The sequence below is a fragment of the Pantoea sp. App145 genome (assembly GCF_047947045.1).
Classification (GTDB): domain Bacteria; phylum Pseudomonadota; class Gammaproteobacteria; order Enterobacterales; family Enterobacteriaceae; genus Pantoea.
Genome location: NZ_CP133290.1, coordinates 891,348 through 907,516, shown reverse-complemented (window position 1 = coordinate 907,516; position 16,169 = coordinate 891,348). Strand labels below are relative to the sequence as shown.

The following is a 16,169-nucleotide window of genomic DNA, read 5'->3' as shown; positions in this document are numbered from 1 at the left end:
ACCGATTTATTTTAAGTGCTCATCAGGAATTTCAGCCAGAAAATCCCCGGCTAATGCTAACTCGTCGTTACCCCACTCCCTGAGGGTAAACAGGTTCTCCAGATCTCCGGCGTTTTTTTTAATGAATTCATTCAATGATTTGCTTATTGAATTATGTGAAGGTGAAGGGGCATCCTTCTGCTCATTTGTTGTTGAAGACTGAGTAATATTTGATGTAGAACAAGATTTGATTAACACGATGGTTTTTTTATCCCCGACTTAATAGAAAATTAAGTCGGATGTTTGCATTACAGGCGTTGGTATCCTTTCTGAATTGCGCAGAAATTTATATATTTGGTCCTGTTACAGAGACGATGGTACGTCAGGCAGGGACTTTAGCGTTTTTCACAATAGATTAACGTGTTATAACAACTGCTTTGCCTGCTAACGGAATATTCTTGTGGAGCAACACGCGAAGCCCGGCGTTCCTGCCATCATCACCCTCGGGCTGGTCCAAATCCTCTCCTGGGGAGGTTCGTTTTATCTGATGGCGGTGATGGCTGGTCCGATAGTCGCAGAAACCGGCTGGTCACAGCAGTGGGTTTACGGTGCGTTGTCGCTGGGTATTCTGGTTTCCGGCTTGCTTGCGCCGTTGAGTGGCCGTCTGATTGCCCGCGCCCGGGGCCGTTCGTTGTTAGCCGCGAGCGGGGCAGTGATGGCCATCGGCCTGGTGATGATGGGCGCGAGCCACAGCCTGCTGTTATTCCTTTTTGCCTGGGTGATCATCGGCGTTGGTATGGCAATGGGCTTATATGATGCGTTGTTTGCCACCCTGGGTACTTTATATGGAGGGCAGGCACGCGGGGCGATTACCGGCATCACGCTGATTTCCGGCTTCTGTACCACGCTGGTGTGGCCGGGTACCGCGTTGCTGATCCACTGGCTGGAGTGGCGCGGTGCCTGTTTTGCCATTGCATTGCTGCTGTGTGTAGGTGTGTTGCCCGCTTATCTTTATGCGCTTCCCGCTACGGCAGGTAAAAAGAGCAGCGGGAAATATCCGAAAGTTGCCGTAAAAAGCGATTTGTCACCCGGTTTGTTTTGGCTGTTATGCAGCATTTTCACCCTGGCTTCGGTGATTATGACCGCTATCTCGGTGCAGCTGATTACCCTGCTACAGGCAAGCGGGCATTCCCTGACCGCCGCGCTGGCGATCAGCGCCATTCTGGGGCCTTGCCAGGTCGGATCGCGTATTGTTGACATCGCTTTTAAGCGTGGCCATCCCATCTGGACCACCTTTTTCTCGGTTGGTTTGGTGGCGATAGGCTTATTGCTGCTGGCTTGTTTTCCACAGTTTGCGCTAGTGAGCATGGTACTGTACGGTGCCGGGAATGGTTTACGTGCCATTGTGCGTGGAACTTTGCCGCTGGTGATGGTCAAACCAGAAGCCTACGCCGTCGTAGTGGGGCGCATGGCGCGTCCGGCATTGATTGGTCAGGCACTGACACCGCTGGTTGGCGGCTACGTTTTTCAGCATCTTGGTGCGAGTGCTACGTTGTGGTTACTTTGCCTGCTGGCGCTCATTAACGTGCTGCTGGTAGCGGTGCTGAAGCAAAAATTACCGGCTATTCCCCCGCAACCGGAAAGGGGAGTGGTAAATTAAGCAGCCTGTGCGCTTATGCCTGAGGAAATGATGAATACGTGCCTTGATCACAGACCCTCGCTTCTAAAAAGCAACAGTGTTTGTTATATTTATTGCTCAATGATTACTCACTACCGCGGCATGAAAACAACAAGATAGACCGCAACTCAGGATTAAAGAAATGCTTGATTACCGCTTCCCGACAGCTTTGCAGATGGTTTTGAGCGTAGCGATGGCGGAGCAATTGGGTAAACGCTCGACCAGTGCCATTCTGGCTTATGGCCTGGAAGCGAACCCCAGTTTCATCAGGAAACTCATGGTTCCGCTCACACGCGATGGCATTATCGTCTCGACGTTAGGCCGTACCGGCTCCATTCATCTGGGCCGTCCGGCTGGCGAGATCACCCTGCGCGATATTTATACCTCGGTGATTGAAGACAAAAAACTGTGGGCCTCGCGCCCGGATGTTGCGCCGCGTTGCCTGGTGAGTGCCAACCTGTGCTGGTATTTCAAATCGATAGCCGATGAGGCTGAACAGGCGTCCCTTAACGTGCTGGAAAAACGCACCGTGGCGGATGCTCTTGCGGAACTGAAACAACGCGATACCAGCAACTGCGAACCCCTGCCAGACTTCGAAATCGAAGACCTCTGCAAGAAATCCCGCTGATTTTCCCGGAGCGCATCAATGCGCTCCCTGCACATTTCTTCACACGCAAAAAAATCCGGGCCTGGAGCCCGGATTTTGCACTGTTCTGGAAAGTCAGAGCCATCACACCGTCTGCATTTCACCTTCCGGTTGTTTACGTGTCACCAGCTTACGCAGCGCCACATAAAACACCGGGGTCAGGAACAAACCAAACAGCGTCACACCCAGCATCCCCGAGAACACCGTAATACCGGTGACACCACGCACTTCGGCACCGGCACCTTCACCGAGAATCAGCGGGATAGTCCCGGCGATAAAGGCGATGGAGGTCATCACGATGGGACGCAGACGCAGACGACAGGCTTCCAGCGCGGCTTCGACAATTCCTTTGCCCTGCATCTCAAGTTCACGAGCAAACTCGACAATAAGAATCGCGTTTTTACACGCCAGCCCCATCAATACCACCAGACCGACCTGCACGAACACGTTGTTATCACCGCCAGTGAGCCACACGCCGACCAGTGCCGACAGCATGGTCACCGGAACAATCAGGATCACCGCGAGCGGCAGCGTCCAGCTTTCGTACAGCGCCGCCAACACCAGGAATGCCAGCAACACCGACACCGGGAAGACGATAAAAGCTGCGTTACCCTGAGTGGATTGCTGGTAGCTCAGGTCAGTCCATTCGATATTCATTCCATTCGGCAACAGCTGATTCGCGATGCTTTCCACTTTGGCCATCGCCTGCGAAGAAGAAAGCACGCGTGGGTCGGCGTCACCAATCAGGTCTGCCGCCGGATAACCGTTATACCGGATCACCGGATCCGGGCCATAGGTAGTGGTGATATTCACCATGCTGCCAATCGGCACCATCTCGCCGCGATCGTTGCGGGTGCGCAGATTGGCAATATCCTGCACGCTGTCGCGGAAATCCCCGTCAGCCTGCGCCATCACGCGCCAGGTACGACCAAACTTGTTGAAATCATTCACATACGCGGAACCCAGGTAAACCTGCAACGTACTGAACAAATCGGTCAGCGACACGCCCTGCGCTTTGGCTTTATCGCGATCCACCTGCACATCCAACTGCGGCACGTTAGCCTGATAGGAGGAAATCGGGAACATCATACCTGGCGTCTGCATCACCGCTCCGGACAGGGTATTGATCGCCGTTTGCAGCTGGCCATAACCCAGACCGGCACGATCCTGCACATAAAGCGAATAACCGGAACCCTGACCCAGACCGAGGATCGGCGGCGGCATAATGGAGAAGCCGAAACCTGACTGAATTTTGCTGATTTTAGCGTTCAGTTCCGCGTTAATCTGCGCCGCAGTGCGCTTACGCTGGTCAAACGGCTTCAGACCAAAGAACACCGTGCCGGTATTCGGCGTATTGGTGAACTGCAAGGCATTGAGGCCGGGGAAGGCCACCGCATAAGCCACTCCTTCGGTGTTCATACCGATTTCGCTCATCTTACGAATCACTTCGTCGGTACGCGCCAGCGAGGATCCCTCCGGCATCTTCACGCCACCAATCAGGTACAACTTGTCCTGCGTCGGGATAAAGCCGCCGGGTACGCTGTGGAACATCCAGCCTGCGCCTGCCAGTAACAGCACGTAAACGCCAAATACCGCTCCGCGACGACGCAATGTTTTGCCCACCAGCGATTGATAGCCATCGGCACTGCTCTGGAAAAAACGGTTAAACGGGCGGAACAACCAGCCAAATAAACGATCGATCAACCGCGTCGCCATGTCTTTCGGCGCATGGTGATCCTTCAGCAATTTTGCCGCCAGCGCCGGAGACAGCGTCAGCGAGTTAATGGCCGAAATCACCGTTGAGATAGCGATGGTGACCGCAAACTGTTTATAGAACTGGCCGGTCACACCGGAGAGGAAGGCCATGGGCACAAACACCGCGCACAGCACCAGCGCAATAGCGATAATCGGGCCGGATACCTCACGCATTGCCTGATGTGCCGCCGCTGTCGGCGAGAATCCTTGTTCGATATTACGCTCGACGTTCTCCACCACCACGATGGCGTCATCCACCACGATCCCGATGGCGAGTACCAGGCCAAACAGGCTGAGGGTATTGAGTGAAAAGCCCAGCAGATACAGCACGCTAAAGGTCCCCACCACCGAGATTGGCACTGCCAGCAGCGGGATGATCGAGGCGCGCCAGGTTTGCAGGAACAGAATCACCACCAGCACCACCAGGACCACTGCTTCCAATAGCGTATGCACCACCGCTTTGATCGAGTCGCGTACGAACACCGTCGGATCGTAAGGTGCCGCCCATTGCACATCGTCCGGGAAGCGCGTGGCCAGTTCAGCCATTTTGGCGCGCACCGCATTGGAAAGATCGATGGCGTTGGCACCCGGTGCCTGGAAGATACCGATACCTACCGCATCTTTGTTATTGAGCTGCGAACGCAGGGCATAGCTGCCGGACCCCATCTCAATACGCGCCACGTCGCGCAGACGCACCAGGGAACCGTCATCGGCGGTTTTCAGGATGATATCGCCGAATTGCTGCTCGCTTTCCAGCCGTCCCTGGGTGTTGATCGACAGCAGGAAGTCGCTCTCTTTCTTCAGCGGTTCCGCACCGAGTTGACCGGCAGACACCTGCACGTTTTGTTCCTGCATCGCGCTGACCACATCCGATGCAGTCAGGCCACGCGCGGCCACTTTATTCGGATCGAGCCAGACACGCATCGCGTACTCACCCGCGCCGAAGATCTGAATCTGGCCGACACCCGGCAGGCGTGCCAGCTCATCTTTCACTTTCAGCGTGGCGTAGTTACGCAGATAGAGCGAGTCATACTTACCGTGGGGTGAGAACAGATGCACCACCAGCGTCAGAGTAGGTGACTGCTTCTGCGTGGTGAGACCGAGCTGGCGTACCGCATCCGGCAAACGCGCTTCAGCCTGTGCCACACGGTTTTGCACCTGTACCTGGGCCTGATCGGGATCGGTACCCGGACGGAAGGTCACGGTGGTGACCAGCACGCCATCAGAACCGGCCACTGATTTCATATACATCATGTTTTCCACCCCGTTGATCGCTTCTTCCAGCGGCGTTGCCACCGAATCAGCAATCACTTTGGGGTTGGCGCCGGGATATTCTGCGCGTACCTGCACGCTGGGCGGCACCACATCGGGGTATTCACTGATCGGCAGCAGCGGAATGGCGATCAGCCCGGTGACAAATATCAAAATCGACAGCACAGCCGCGAAAATTGGCCGGTCGATAAAAAAGCGGGAGAAATCCATAACAGGCAGTCTCGATAGTTATTGGGCGGTGCGCATCGCTACCGGTTGCGCGGTGACCGGCATGCCGGGCATAAAGACTTTCTGTAAACCGTTCACAATCACCTTGTCGCCAGGTTTCAGGCCGCTCTGCACGATACGCAGGCCATCAGCCAGGTCACCCTGCTGGATATCACGGCGCTGCGCTTTGCCGCTGGCATCCACCACGTAAACGTATTTACGATCCTGGTCAGTCAGCACGGCTTTATCGTCGATCAACAGGGCGTTGAAATCAGCGCTGCCGGGCAGGCGCACGCGGGCAAACAAGCCGGGAGTGAACTGACGTTGCTGATTATCCAGCGTGGCGCGCATGCGGATGGTGCCGGTGCTGGCTGTCAGCTGGTTATCAAGGAAATCGACTTTACCGACATGGGGATAGCCCTGTTCACCGGTCAGGCCAATTTCCACCGGCAGAGCGCCACGATTTTCTCCCTTGCGTGCCATGGCCTGGTAACGCAGGAAGGTGCCTTCATCCACGTCGAAATAGACGTAGACATGGTCCTGTGAGACCAGCGTGGTCAGCACGCTGGCGCTGTCTCCGGCGGTCACCAGGTTGCCGATGGTGATCATCGCGCGGCTGGCGCGGCCATCAATCGGTGCGGTAACACGGGTGAAGTCAAGATTGAGCTGGGCCATATCCACCGCCGCCTGCGCGGACAGCACGGAAGCCTGTGCCTGGCTGGCGGCGGAACGGCGCTGTTCCGCCTCTTCACGCGATACCGCCAGCGTGCCAATCAGCTTATCGGTACGTGCCGATTCACTGCGTGCCAGCGCCGCCTGACTGCGTGCCTGCGCCAGTTCAGCCTGCGCCTGCTCCAGTGCCGCGCGGTAGGTGCGATCATCGATAGTGAACAGTACCTGGCCTTTCTTCACTTCATCGCCTTCGCGATAGTTAACCTGGTCGATGTAGCCGGATACGCGCGGGCGCAGCTGTACGCTCTGCACCGCTTCGATACGGCCATTAAAATTGTCCCACTGGCTGACTTTCTGCTGTACCACCTGCGCCACACTCACTTCGGGCGGTGGCGGTGGGGCACTTTTTGCCACACCCCGATCACAACCGGCCAGCAGGCTTCCCAGCAGCACCACTCCTGACAGGCTTACGCCCAGACGAACCCCATATGTCTGCAGATGCATTGTAGTTATTCCGCGTTAGTCAAAAAATTGAAAGGTCTTGTACAAAAAATTTTGCAACTTTGACGGTTGCATTAAAACGTGATGAGTGTAGGCTTGTGCAAACTGCATCTGCAAGAATATCTGATACACTTTATGTGCGGTTTTGATCGCAACGGATCATGCAGGGAATAACCCTACGAGAAGTGCGGCATTTAATGCAATAATAAAACTTGCATTAAGTGGCATAGTCAGTACCCTTAAAGTGTAACTGCAATAGATACTGATACTGATCGCCACGGCGACGGGAGAGAATGGAATGATGAGCGACGCATTTATTCACGATCTGATCGACTGGATTGATAACAACATTGAAGCACGTCTGGATCTGGACACCGTAGCGGGTCGCGCCGGTTATTCAAAATGGCACCTGCAACGTATGTTCAAAGAACACACTGGCTATCCGCTGGGTGAATACATCCGGGCTGAGAAACTGAAAAGATCGGCGGACCGACTGACCACCACTAACGAACCGATCCTCAATGTGGCGATTTCGCTGGGTTTTGACTCACAACAGTCATTCAACCGCAGCTTTAAACGCCAGTATGGTGTGGCACCCGGCGCATGGCGTCGTCATGCAGGGCACCAGCCAAGCGTTATGCAATAAACTCCGCCAGGGCCAGCGTTGCTGGCCCGCGTTTTTCCCGCCTGAAAAGCCTGCTATCATCGGCCTCCTGAACTTCAGGAAGGCACTATGTCAAAGAAACTCTGGATTGGATTGATTATTGCGCTGGTCGCCAGTTGGGCCGGGCTAAAACCACATTTCTCCGCAGCACCAAAAACTGATATCGCGCAGCAGACCGATGCCGAAACCGTGGCGCGCTGGTTACAGCAGCATCATAAATTGCCTGATCTCTACATCACCAAAAGTGAAGCCCGCCGTCAGGGCTGGAATCCGGCCAAAGGGAATCTGTGCGATGTGCTGCCAGGCCGGGCGATTGGCGGTGACCGTTTTGGTAACCGTGAGCAGCGGCTGCCGCAGCAAGCCGGACGACAATGGTATGAAGCCGATGTGAATTACGATTGCGGCCACCGTGATGCCGATCGTCTGCTTTACTCTTCAGATGGCCTGATCTTTCTCACCACCGATCACTATCGCAGCTTTAAGCCGGTACCCTGACAATGCTGACGCTGACCTTTGATTTCCACCAACTGCCCGATCGTCAGGCGTTCTATCACGCGCTGGCGCACCAGACTCATTGCCCGTTTGCCTTCGGTAATAATCTCGACGCGTTATGGGATTGGCTGACGGGCGGCATGGCGCTGCCCGCGACGCTGCATTTACGCCATTTCGATGCATCCAGTATGGAATTTGCGCCGGTGCTGGCAGTGCTGGAAGAGGCTGAGGCGCAGCTGGCAGGTGAGCTGCGCCTGGTGCGCGATTAAGCGTGCAGTGGCAGCAACATAATAGCCAGCGTCTGGCGGGCGCTGGCCGGTAAGTCGCCACCGCCGGTGTAGCCATTATTCTCGACAATCACGCTGTTTAGCCCCACCAGCCAGTCATAAATGTAATAGGCGGTGTGGTTAGCCGGTGCGGCAGAGAGTCGCGTCAGGCGCTGACCTGACGAGAAACTGACGCTGGGCGCGGGTGGTCGGGCAAAAATAGTCTGGCCGCGATTGACCCGGCTTGCCGGACGCTCCGCTTCCGGGCGCTGCAAAAAGCCCAGCCAGGCGACAAAATCCCCCAACACCGTCATGGCACGCGAAACCTGACGATCGGTACGCGCCTCATGTGCGCTGGCCTGTGCATCCGGCTCATTCAGTGCCGTCTGTAGTTTACTCAGCATCTGATGACGGAAGCTGGCGGTGATCAACTCCTCCACCAGCAACTCCAGCGTAGGTTTATCGACGTTAAGCAGTGCGAGCAGGCTACGACTTTCCGGCAACTGGCGCAGGTGATCCAGCCACAACGCAAAGACCTGCTGCGGAAATTGCTTATCGTTCGGGCTGCTGTGATGGCGTGGTTCACTGGCGGTGACCGGCTCGTCTTTAAACAGATCGAACTCAAATCCGATACCGAAATAGCTTTGTCCGGCGGGGGTGGCCTGCGTCTTTTGCTGTGTGCCGCCGCTGTTCTGGCTGAGCCACAGCTGACGCACCGCATCACGTGACGGTTGCAGACGCTCCAGCAATTCACCATGCAGACCGGTACGATGTTGCAGACATTTCAGCAGCGTATCGGCGATGGTTTGTTTGCGTGCTGCCTGTTCCGGTGTGGCACTGGCTTCCGTCCAGGGTTGCAGTCGATCCACCAGTTTTTGTTGCAGCGCACTGAGTTGCAACGCCAGGCGGTCGCGACGTGCGTCCGGCTGCATTTCATCCTGCAACCAGCTGCCCATGCGATCAACGCCAGCACGATCCAGCGCCAGCATCGAACCCCAACTCTGGCCGGGTTGACCAATCTGGCGTTGCACTGCTTCATCCACATTGATTTGTTGATGGCGGGCATCGTAGGGGGTGATGGCCCAGATCAGGCGCGGTTTCTCACCGCTGGCAGGGATCGGTTGGTGCAGATGCCATTCGCGCAATGCCTGGCTGGCGAGATCGGCATCCTGGCGCTGGCTGGCAGCGGTACAAATCAATAACAGGTCGATATCCTGCCGTGCAGCGTAAAAACCCGGCAGCAGCGCGCGCTTTTGTTCCAGCAACCTGGCGCGTAGTGCATCACGCGTTTGCAGGCGCTGGCGATCGTCAAGCTGCGCACGGTCCGTTGGCGTGCCGGGTGCCGGTAGCTCCAGCATATCGGCTTCATCATACAACGCCTGACGTGGCGTCGAGCTGAGCGGGATGGTGATTTCCAGCGTCAGCAGGGCCAGTAAGCCAAGTGGCACCTGCTGCGCTTTGCCGACGCGATTGGCGACGATCGGGCACACCTCGATCATCTCCAGCAGGTCGGCATCGCTGGCAATCAGTTTCTCAGCGGGCAGTGACGCATCATCCACCAGCAGGCTGAGCGGGGCCAGCACGCGCGGCGCGTGGCGCAGCTGATGACGCAGGTGCATCAGGCTGCGCAGGCTTTCGCTCAGTGCGGTTTGTCCCGGCCACAGCAACGCGAACAGCTGCACGCGGTCGTCCACGTTCAGCCACGGGGCGAGGGCGACCGCCTGCGGCCAGAAGTGGCGATCCAGCACCTCGGCATGACGATGATAGCGACGGCTCCACGCCCACAGCGTGACCAGCGCATCACTCTCCAGTCCCGGCTCTGGTTCACTGAGACGATGGCGTTGCAGACGCTGCAAAGCGCTATCGATAGTGGCGGTATCCGGCTGCGCTTCGGTGGTGGCACAAGCCAGCATCAGGCGGATCAGTTCTGACTCGCTGAGCAAGGTTATCTCCAGCGGCCAGGCGCTGGATGAGGTTTCCCGCTGGTGGCTGAAACGAGTGGCGCTGGCAAAATCGAGATTGCCGGGATTGATATGCTGAAAATAGTTCAGGGTTTTGTCGCCAAGACGTGCCATCAGTTGCCCCTGCGCGTCGCCGACCATTTCACTCAGCAGCCAGGCTTTACCCGCCTGAGACTGACCAAATAACGCCAGCGTCACCGGCCGCGCCAGCTGACGCGCCAGCGCATGGCTTTCCACCCGGGCGCGACGCAGTTGCAGGCTCAGGGTATCGCCTTCCATCGTCAGACGAGTGGAGTGCGGTTGCTGCTGTTCCACCCAGTTAAGGGCACCATCGAGGGTTTCCTGTAGCAGGCCCAGGCGTTTTGCCAGCGTGGCTGGCGGCTGTTTTTTGGCGGTTCTCATTTTTTGCAGACGCTCCCGCTATCAATCCAGTATTGCGCATTCGCATTGCCCGTGGCGGAAAGCGTGTTCAGTTTCAGGCTCAATTGTTCCAGCGGAATGCGGCTGCCATCATCCAGACGCGCCTCGCTCAGCACCAGACGTTCCGGACCGGCATTATCCGGGCCGGGTTGCACGGCCAGCTTAATCCGCAACACGCTTTCACCCGCCACTTTGCGCGCTAACGCCGGGTCGGTGATGCTCAGGCTGTAAAGCGGCGAAGCGGGCCAGCGGTCGTTTTCCAGCTGGCGGAAGCCGAGGCAGACGTTACCGCGAATACGGAAGCTGCTCTTACGATCCAGCGCGAAGGCACCGTTATCGAGATCGATCTCGCTGTAGCACAGGTTGTCATCGCTCAGCGCCTGGGTTTCATCCAGCACGCCAAGGTAGCGAATGGTGGAGTAAGGTTCGAAATCCCCGGCGCGGAACCAGAAACTGCTGAGGCGCAGATCCAGCGCCAGCAGGCACAGCATGGCCCCGACTGCCGCGGTCGATTTCGGGTTATCAATACGGCCTTGTTTGTTGAACGGATACCAGTCGCTGGTGTGATAGCCTTCCAGCGACAAAATACGGCTGCCCGGCAGCGGTTGCAGGTGGCGTACCAGCGCCTGGATGCCGGGGAAACGCGACGGGCGGCCGGTCAGCAGCAGTACGTCACATTGATACAGCGATACCACTTCACACATGGCACGCAGCGCCGGGATGATCGCCATCCGATGTTGCAGGAATTCGCCATGCAGCTGGGCGAGACTGACCACCAGCGGTACTTCCAGCAGGTCAAAGCGGCTGTCACCGCCGAGGGTACGCTGAATTTCACCGTTGACGAACGCCAGTACAGCGCTGCCCGGTTTTTGCGGCACCAGCTCGCCAAACAGCGCGTTGATCTCGCTGTGGCTGTCGAGCGGGTTCCAGTTTTCATAACGCTCCAGCACCGCCTGCGCCAGCGGAATAAACAGTTGCAGGGTGACCTGCTGACGCAGCGTGGCCTGCCCATCCATGCGGCTGTCGTGGCCGAACAATTTATTCATCAGCGGTTCGGGCAGCAGCAGACCGGCTTTCTGCAAACTCTGCTGCAGGGCGGGCAGGATCCACAGCTGGATCACATCCAGCAGGATGTCGTCTCCGGCCACCTTGAAACCTTCGCGGAACAGCAGGCGTGGGGTGATTTTGACGTTGTTACCCTGGCCGTCATCAAGACGATATTGCGTGATGGCGAGATCGGTAGTGCCGCCGCCAATATCAATCGAGGCGATGCGCAGGCTTTTGCCCGGCAGCTCATCGGCTTCACGCGGGCGATCGGGGCGGGCCATGCTGGTAAAGAAATCTTCGGCGCGACCGGCAAAGTTGACCTGGGTTTCGTTGAACAGCCACACCATCTGACCGCAGGTGGCTTCATCCCACTCCATCTGCACATCCGGCACCGGGCGCAGGCTTTGGGCCTGCGTCTCGGCGGTAAAGGCTTCTTCCGCCGGGTGCCAGCCTTCCGCTTTCCACACCAGTGCGATGGCTTCCTGCATGCGGCGACGGAAAATTTCACGCTCCGGTTTCGGCATCGCGGAAGGCAGGGTGAGGATGACATGGCGCAGCTGACGCGGCGTCTGGCTTTGCGGCATGCGCTGCCGTTGCGCCACGCTGTTCATCTGCATCATCGCCTGTGCCAGTAATTCGCACAGCATAAAGGTCATCAGCGAGCTGCGGCTGTAGCTGGCGGAAAATACCGGCAGACGGTCATCCGCCGCCAGCGCATGCAGTGGCTGGCCTTCATCATTCAGCAGCAGGGTAAAGGGCAGCGCGGTAGCCTGTGGCTCGTCGCCGCTGCCGTTGGCGTTGAAACGCCAGCCTGGCTGATAGCGCGCTTCATCCCACAGATAACGGCGTGGGCTGGAGAGGCCGGTGCTGCCCTCCGTACCGGCACGCAACAGCGCGAGGCGACTGGCTTCGCGGCCAACACGCGTCAGTGACGGCCACATAAAGGCGTTTTCACGTCCGCTTTCCAGCGAGAAATTGGCTTTGCCAAAGCGGGGCTGGGCGAACTCCAGACGGCTGTCGAACAGTTCGTTGTACACCTGATGGGGTTGAGACAGGTCACGCAGTTGTAACTCATAGGTCTGACGCAGGCCATTGCTCTCTTCCGGGTGATCTTCCACCAGAATGCCGCAGGTGTGGGAGTTGCCGACATCAAGAATGATATCGACATTCACCGCCGGGGTTTGGGGTGAAGCCGCCTGAATGGTGATTTCCGCCAAATCGAGCTGTTCACCCAGCAGTTCCAGCAGGTTGAGGTAATGCGCCTGATATTCGAATTCGCGCAGCGCCTGATTCAGTTCCTGCTCGCGGCGTGATTCCAGCGCGCTGACCTGCTGGCTAAAGGTTTCGCGCAGCCAGCCATCAACCCAGGTGTGATCGAGGAATTCACCCAGTTCATAGTTGTGCCAGGCGAGGGCAAAACTGACGCCGTTCTGCGCATCGGCCTGGCTCAGACCCAGTTGCTCGCCACCCTCGCTTTCTGCCACCAATCGGGTGTCAAAGGCGAGGGTGATGCGATGGGTATTGCCTGCGACATCCGGCTGTGACAGCTGAGCCAGGTGCAGACGTGCCCAGTTTTCCGGGCCACCAATAAAACGACGGCCACTGGTGCAACGCAGCACCGGTAATGGCAGCCATTGATTGGCGAGCAGCGTCAGTGAATCGGACAGCGCAATATCGGATTCGGGGCGTACCACTTCCGGTGCGCTGCCATCTTCCGGATACAGCAAAAACTTGCCGCTGTTGCCGTCAACGTTCAGGCGCAGCAGCGGGCCATTGGCTGTCTGACGCACAAACTGGCGACGCGCCTGCAACGCAGGCAGACGCAGGCCAAAATCGAGAAACTGCACACCGCTATCTTCAATCAGCGTGATTTTTTGTTTGTCATCGATGAGGGGTGCCAACATGGTTATTTACTCTCACGCTTGATCGTCAACGGGAAAACCTGATCCGCGCCATATTGCGCGTCACAGCTGGCAATGCCATCGCCCTGTTTACATACCAGTTCCGGCATGCGGTAGCGCGATTTGTCGCTACAGCTGGCGGTGTATCGGCTGCGAACTACCATGGTGCCCGCACTGGTCATGGCAGCGGTGACGTCGGCCTTACAGCGAATACCATCGCCCTGGGTAATCAGCGCGGTGCCTTTGCCGTTTCTGATCTGATAACGCAGGCTCGGTGGCTTGCCGGTGGGCAGATTGGTCTGGCGCAAAGTGACACGCCAGCGGCCATCAAGGAAACGCACCGAACCGACGCGCACATCTTCTGCGGTGATCACCAAATCGTCGGCTTGTGCCGGTGCGGTAGGAACCGGAGCGACAGCCACCGGGGCTGGCGGCGCCACCGCTGCGACTGGCACAGGTTCAGGGGCGACGACCGTGGCGCTGGCCTGTGGCAGAGTGGTGGCGAGTTTTTCTGCCTGGGCCAGTACCGCAGGCGGAGCAATAGCTTTGCTGACCACGGGAGCCGGAGCCTGGACGACCGCAGGCGGTACCGCTTCCGGCGAACTGTGTAGCCAGAATGCCACACCGGCGGTGGCAGCAACGGCCACCGGTAGCAGCAGTAACCACGGACGCCATGAGCGTGCCGCAGGCGGTGGCGGGATGATTTCTGCCTGCTCCGGTTCTGGCGCGACAATCTCCGGCAGCAGTTCTTCGGTGGCGATGGCTTCGGGTTCAGGTTCTGCCACCCACAACGGCGTATCCAGCACCGGCGGCGGTTCCGGCAACAGTGACGGCAGTTGCTCATCGAGGCTGTCACGCAGACAGGCCAGCGCGTCATCACGCGAGCGTGCCTGCGGATCGACAAAGCCCCAGAAAGTAATCACGGGTTTGCCATCCACCAGATAGACATATTGCTGATCGGGGAATTGCAGAGTTTTACTCAGCAACGCGCCAAACAGGCGCATGGCAGGATTCTCGGTGTCGCGTGCGCGCTGGCTCAGAGCCTGGAGATCCTGCTGATTAAGGGTGAGTTGTTCCAGTGCCTGGCGACGTTCATGGTCGCTGGCCGCCAGCCACGAACGCACTTTGCCGCTGAACGGCGCGTACCAGTCGAGGCGATCGCCGCGTTCATTGGGCTGCGGAATGGCGAGGCAGTTCGCCAGCGTGGTTTGGCGGCGCAACCGCAGGGTTTCGCGAATTTGCAGGGCTGAGGCCCAGACCGGCTGGCCGTTCTCACCCAGTGCCAGTACCGCGTCGAGATTGCCGCTACGCAGAAAAGTTTTTGCCACTCGTTGGCCCTTATCGGTGAATGTCTGAGGCAGAAAATCGTGTGTGATTAGCGATGGTGGTGATCTTAAGCCAAATGCGGGCGAATCAAACGGCGGAAATAAGGGGGAAAACAGGGCGGTTTTCCCCGGCTGGGCGATAAATTGTGGAAAATTTAAGCGCGGGAGCGCGGCGACAGCACCAGCCAGGCCAACATACCGCCGACCAGGCCCCAAAAGGCGGAACCGATGCCGAGTATCGATACGCCGCTGGCGGTGATCAGAAACGCGATCACTGCGCTATCGCGATGTTGTGGTTCGGCCAGCGCGCGATGCAGGCTACCGGATAAGGTGCCCAGCAGCGCCAGACCCGCCAGCGTGGCGATCAACACCTGTGGCAGCGCACTCAGCAGCATAGCGATCAGCGCGCCGGTAAAACCGGTCAGAATATAGAAGAATCCGGCCAGTGCCGACGCCATCCAGCGACGGGACGGATCGGCATCGACCTCTTCACCCATACAAATGGCGGCGGTGATGGCAGCAATACACACCGAAAAGCCACCAAACGGTGACAGCACCAGCGCAATCGCGCCGGTCCAGCCGGTGAGTGCAGACACCGGCGGCTGATAACCATGCGCCTGAAGCGTGGCGATACCCGGCGCATTTTGCGACGCCATCGTCACAAGGAAATAGGGTATGCCAACACCGATCAGCGCTGCGAGCGTAAAGTGCGGCGTAATCCATTGTGGCACGCTGATGCTCAATGCCTGAGACGGGATGGCGATGGCGTGTTGACCCAGCGCCACCAGCACACCGGCGAACAACGCCAGGATGACCGCGTAACGCGGCAGCCAAAGGCGGCTGAACAGCCATACCAGGCACATGCTGCCGCACAACGCAAAATTGCCCTGTAAGCCGGTAAAAGTATTCAGGCCGAAGCGCAACAGTATCCCCGCCAGCATGGCGGCGGCCAGCGATTGCGGAATATATTTCATCAGACGGGCAAACAGGCCAGTGACACCGCACAGGACAATCAGCACGTTAGTGAAGACAAATACGCCCACCACTTCATGCAACGTCAGGCCGTGCAGGCTGGTTGCCAGTAGCGCCGCTCCCGGTGTTGACCAGGCCGCCAGCACCGGCATGCGTGTCCATAAGGACAGACCGAGCGAAGCGACGCCCATGCCAATTCCCAGCATCGACAGCCAGCCACCAATCTGCGCCGGTGTTGCCCCCGCGGCCTGTGCTGCCTGGAAAATAATGGCGGCCGAGCTGCTGTAGCCAATCAGTACGGCAACCAGGCCTGAAATCAGTATGGGCAGCGAAAACGAGCTGCGTGTGGTGGTGCTTATCATGCAGGGCGGTCCTTTGTGCGTTATAGCGCACATTGTTGCATGGGACGTT

At 57.8% G+C, this 16,169-nt stretch carries 12 protein-coding genes; 5 read left to right on the top strand and 7 right to left on the bottom strand.

All coding sequences use genetic code 11. The features are described from left to right. Positions 1 to 6: 6 nt before the first annotated feature. Positions 7 to 237, bottom strand: coding sequence for a hypothetical protein (locus RCF31_RS04050; RefSeq protein WP_416412583.1), 231 nt, complete (start codon positions 235 to 237; stop codon positions 7 to 9). A 202-nt stretch (positions 238 to 439) separates the two neighbouring features. On the opposite strand from RCF31_RS04050, the gene RCF31_RS04045 reads away from it, so the two are divergent. Together RCF31_RS04045 and RCF31_RS04040 are read left to right on the top strand one after the other, a co-directional pair. After that, positions 440 to 1,639, top strand: coding sequence for an MFS transporter (locus RCF31_RS04045; RefSeq protein WP_416412582.1), 1,200 nt, complete (start codon positions 440 to 442; stop codon positions 1,637 to 1,639). Between the two features lie 160 nt (positions 1,640 to 1,799). Beyond that, complete coding sequence (locus RCF31_RS04040) at positions 1,800 to 2,285, top strand: RrF2 family transcriptional regulator (RefSeq protein WP_084874458.1); 486 nt, start codon at positions 1,800 to 1,802, stop codon at positions 2,283 to 2,285. A 102-nt stretch (positions 2,286 to 2,387) separates the two neighbouring features. Here the strand turns inward: RCF31_RS04040 and oqxB are convergent, their stop codons facing one another. Then, entirely contained in the window at positions 2,388 to 5,540 is a 3,153-nt protein-coding gene (gene oqxB / locus RCF31_RS04035) for a multidrug efflux RND transporter permease subunit OqxB (RefSeq protein ID WP_416412581.1), read from the bottom strand. An 18-nt stretch (positions 5,541 to 5,558) separates the two neighbouring features. After that, complete coding sequence (locus tag RCF31_RS04030; RefSeq protein ID WP_299452691.1) at positions 5,559 to 6,713, bottom strand: efflux RND transporter periplasmic adaptor subunit; 1,155 nt, start codon at positions 6,711 to 6,713, stop codon at positions 5,559 to 5,561. 295 nt (positions 6,714 to 7,008) lie between these two features. Between RCF31_RS04030 and RCF31_RS04025 the strand changes: the two genes are divergently transcribed. The 3 genes from RCF31_RS04025 to RCF31_RS04015 all read left to right on the top strand — a co-directional run bounded on the left by RCF31_RS04025 (position 7,009) and on the right by RCF31_RS04015 (position 8,135). Then, the gene (locus RCF31_RS04025; protein ID WP_084874465.1) at positions 7,009 to 7,356 is read left to right on the top strand and encodes a helix-turn-helix domain-containing protein; all 348 of its coding nucleotides are present in this window, start codon (positions 7,009 to 7,011) and stop codon (positions 7,354 to 7,356) included. Between the two features lie 87 nt (positions 7,357 to 7,443). Beyond that, entirely contained in the window at positions 7,444 to 7,869 is a 426-nt protein-coding gene (locus RCF31_RS04020) for a ribonuclease domain-containing protein (RefSeq protein WP_084874467.1), read from the top strand. Positions 7,870 to 7,871: 2 nt separating this feature from the next. Then, on the top strand, positions 7,872 to 8,135 hold the full coding sequence (locus tag RCF31_RS04015; RefSeq protein ID WP_299452698.1) for a barstar family protein: 264 nt from the start codon (positions 7,872 to 7,874) through the stop codon (positions 8,133 to 8,135). On the opposite strand, the gene RCF31_RS04010 is transcribed toward RCF31_RS04015, so the two are convergent. From RCF31_RS04010 to RCF31_RS03995, 4 genes are all read right to left on the bottom strand, one after another. After that, positions 8,132 to 10,495, bottom strand: a complete 2,364-nt coding sequence (locus RCF31_RS04010; protein ID WP_416412580.1) for a virulence factor SrfC family protein — start codon at positions 10,493 to 10,495, stop codon at positions 8,132 to 8,134. The two genes, RCF31_RS04015 and RCF31_RS04010, sit on opposite strands and share 4 nt — an antisense overlap. Next, positions 10,492 to 13,464 carry a virulence factor SrfB gene (locus RCF31_RS04005; RefSeq protein WP_299452704.1) on the bottom strand — a complete coding sequence of 991 codons (2,973 nt, stop codon included), beginning with the start codon at positions 13,462 to 13,464 and terminating at the stop codon, positions 10,492 to 10,494. Before RCF31_RS04005 ends, RCF31_RS04010 begins: the two co-directional genes overlap by 4 nt. Positions 13,465 to 13,466: 2 nt before the next feature. Next, complete coding sequence (locus RCF31_RS04000) at positions 13,467 to 14,789, bottom strand: SrfA family protein (RefSeq protein WP_416412579.1); 1,323 nt, start codon at positions 14,787 to 14,789, stop codon at positions 13,467 to 13,469. Positions 14,790 to 14,941: 152 nt separating this feature from the next. Then, on the bottom strand, positions 14,942 to 16,120 hold the full coding sequence (locus tag RCF31_RS03995; RefSeq protein WP_416412578.1) for a benzoate/H(+) symporter BenE family transporter: 1,179 nt from the start codon (positions 16,118 to 16,120) through the stop codon (positions 14,942 to 14,944). Positions 16,121 to 16,169: the final 49 nt, after the last annotated feature.

What these genes read in the sequence shown, in the direction of transcription:
- RCF31_RS04040 (WP_084874458.1), top strand. Translation starts at nt 1,800, where the DNA reads ATGCTTGATTACCGCTTCCCGACAGCTTTGCAGATGGTTTTGAGCGTA.
- oqxB (WP_416412581.1), bottom strand. Translation starts at nt 5,540, where the DNA reads ATGGATTTCTCCCGCTTTTTTATCGACCGGCCAATTTTCGCGGCTGTG.
- RCF31_RS04030 (WP_299452691.1), bottom strand. Translation starts at nt 6,713, where the DNA reads ATGCATCTGCAGACATATGGGGTTCGTCTGGGCGTAAGCCTGTCAGGA.
- RCF31_RS04025 (WP_084874465.1), top strand. Translation starts at nt 7,009, where the DNA reads ATGATGAGCGACGCATTTATTCACGATCTGATCGACTGGATTGATAAC.
- RCF31_RS04020 (WP_084874467.1), top strand. Translation starts at nt 7,444, where the DNA reads ATGTCAAAGAAACTCTGGATTGGATTGATTATTGCGCTGGTCGCCAGT.
- RCF31_RS04015 (WP_299452698.1), top strand. Translation starts at nt 7,872, where the DNA reads ATGCTGACGCTGACCTTTGATTTCCACCAACTGCCCGATCGTCAGGCG.
- RCF31_RS04010 (WP_416412580.1), bottom strand. Translation starts at nt 10,495, where the DNA reads ATGAGAACCGCCAAAAAACAGCCGCCAGCCACGCTGGCAAAACGCCTG.
- RCF31_RS04005 (WP_299452704.1), bottom strand. Translation starts at nt 13,464, where the DNA reads ATGTTGGCACCCCTCATCGATGACAAACAAAAAATCACGCTGATTGAA.
- RCF31_RS03995 (WP_416412578.1), bottom strand. Translation starts at nt 16,120, where the DNA reads ATGATAAGCACCACCACACGCAGCTCGTTTTCGCTGCCCATACTGATT.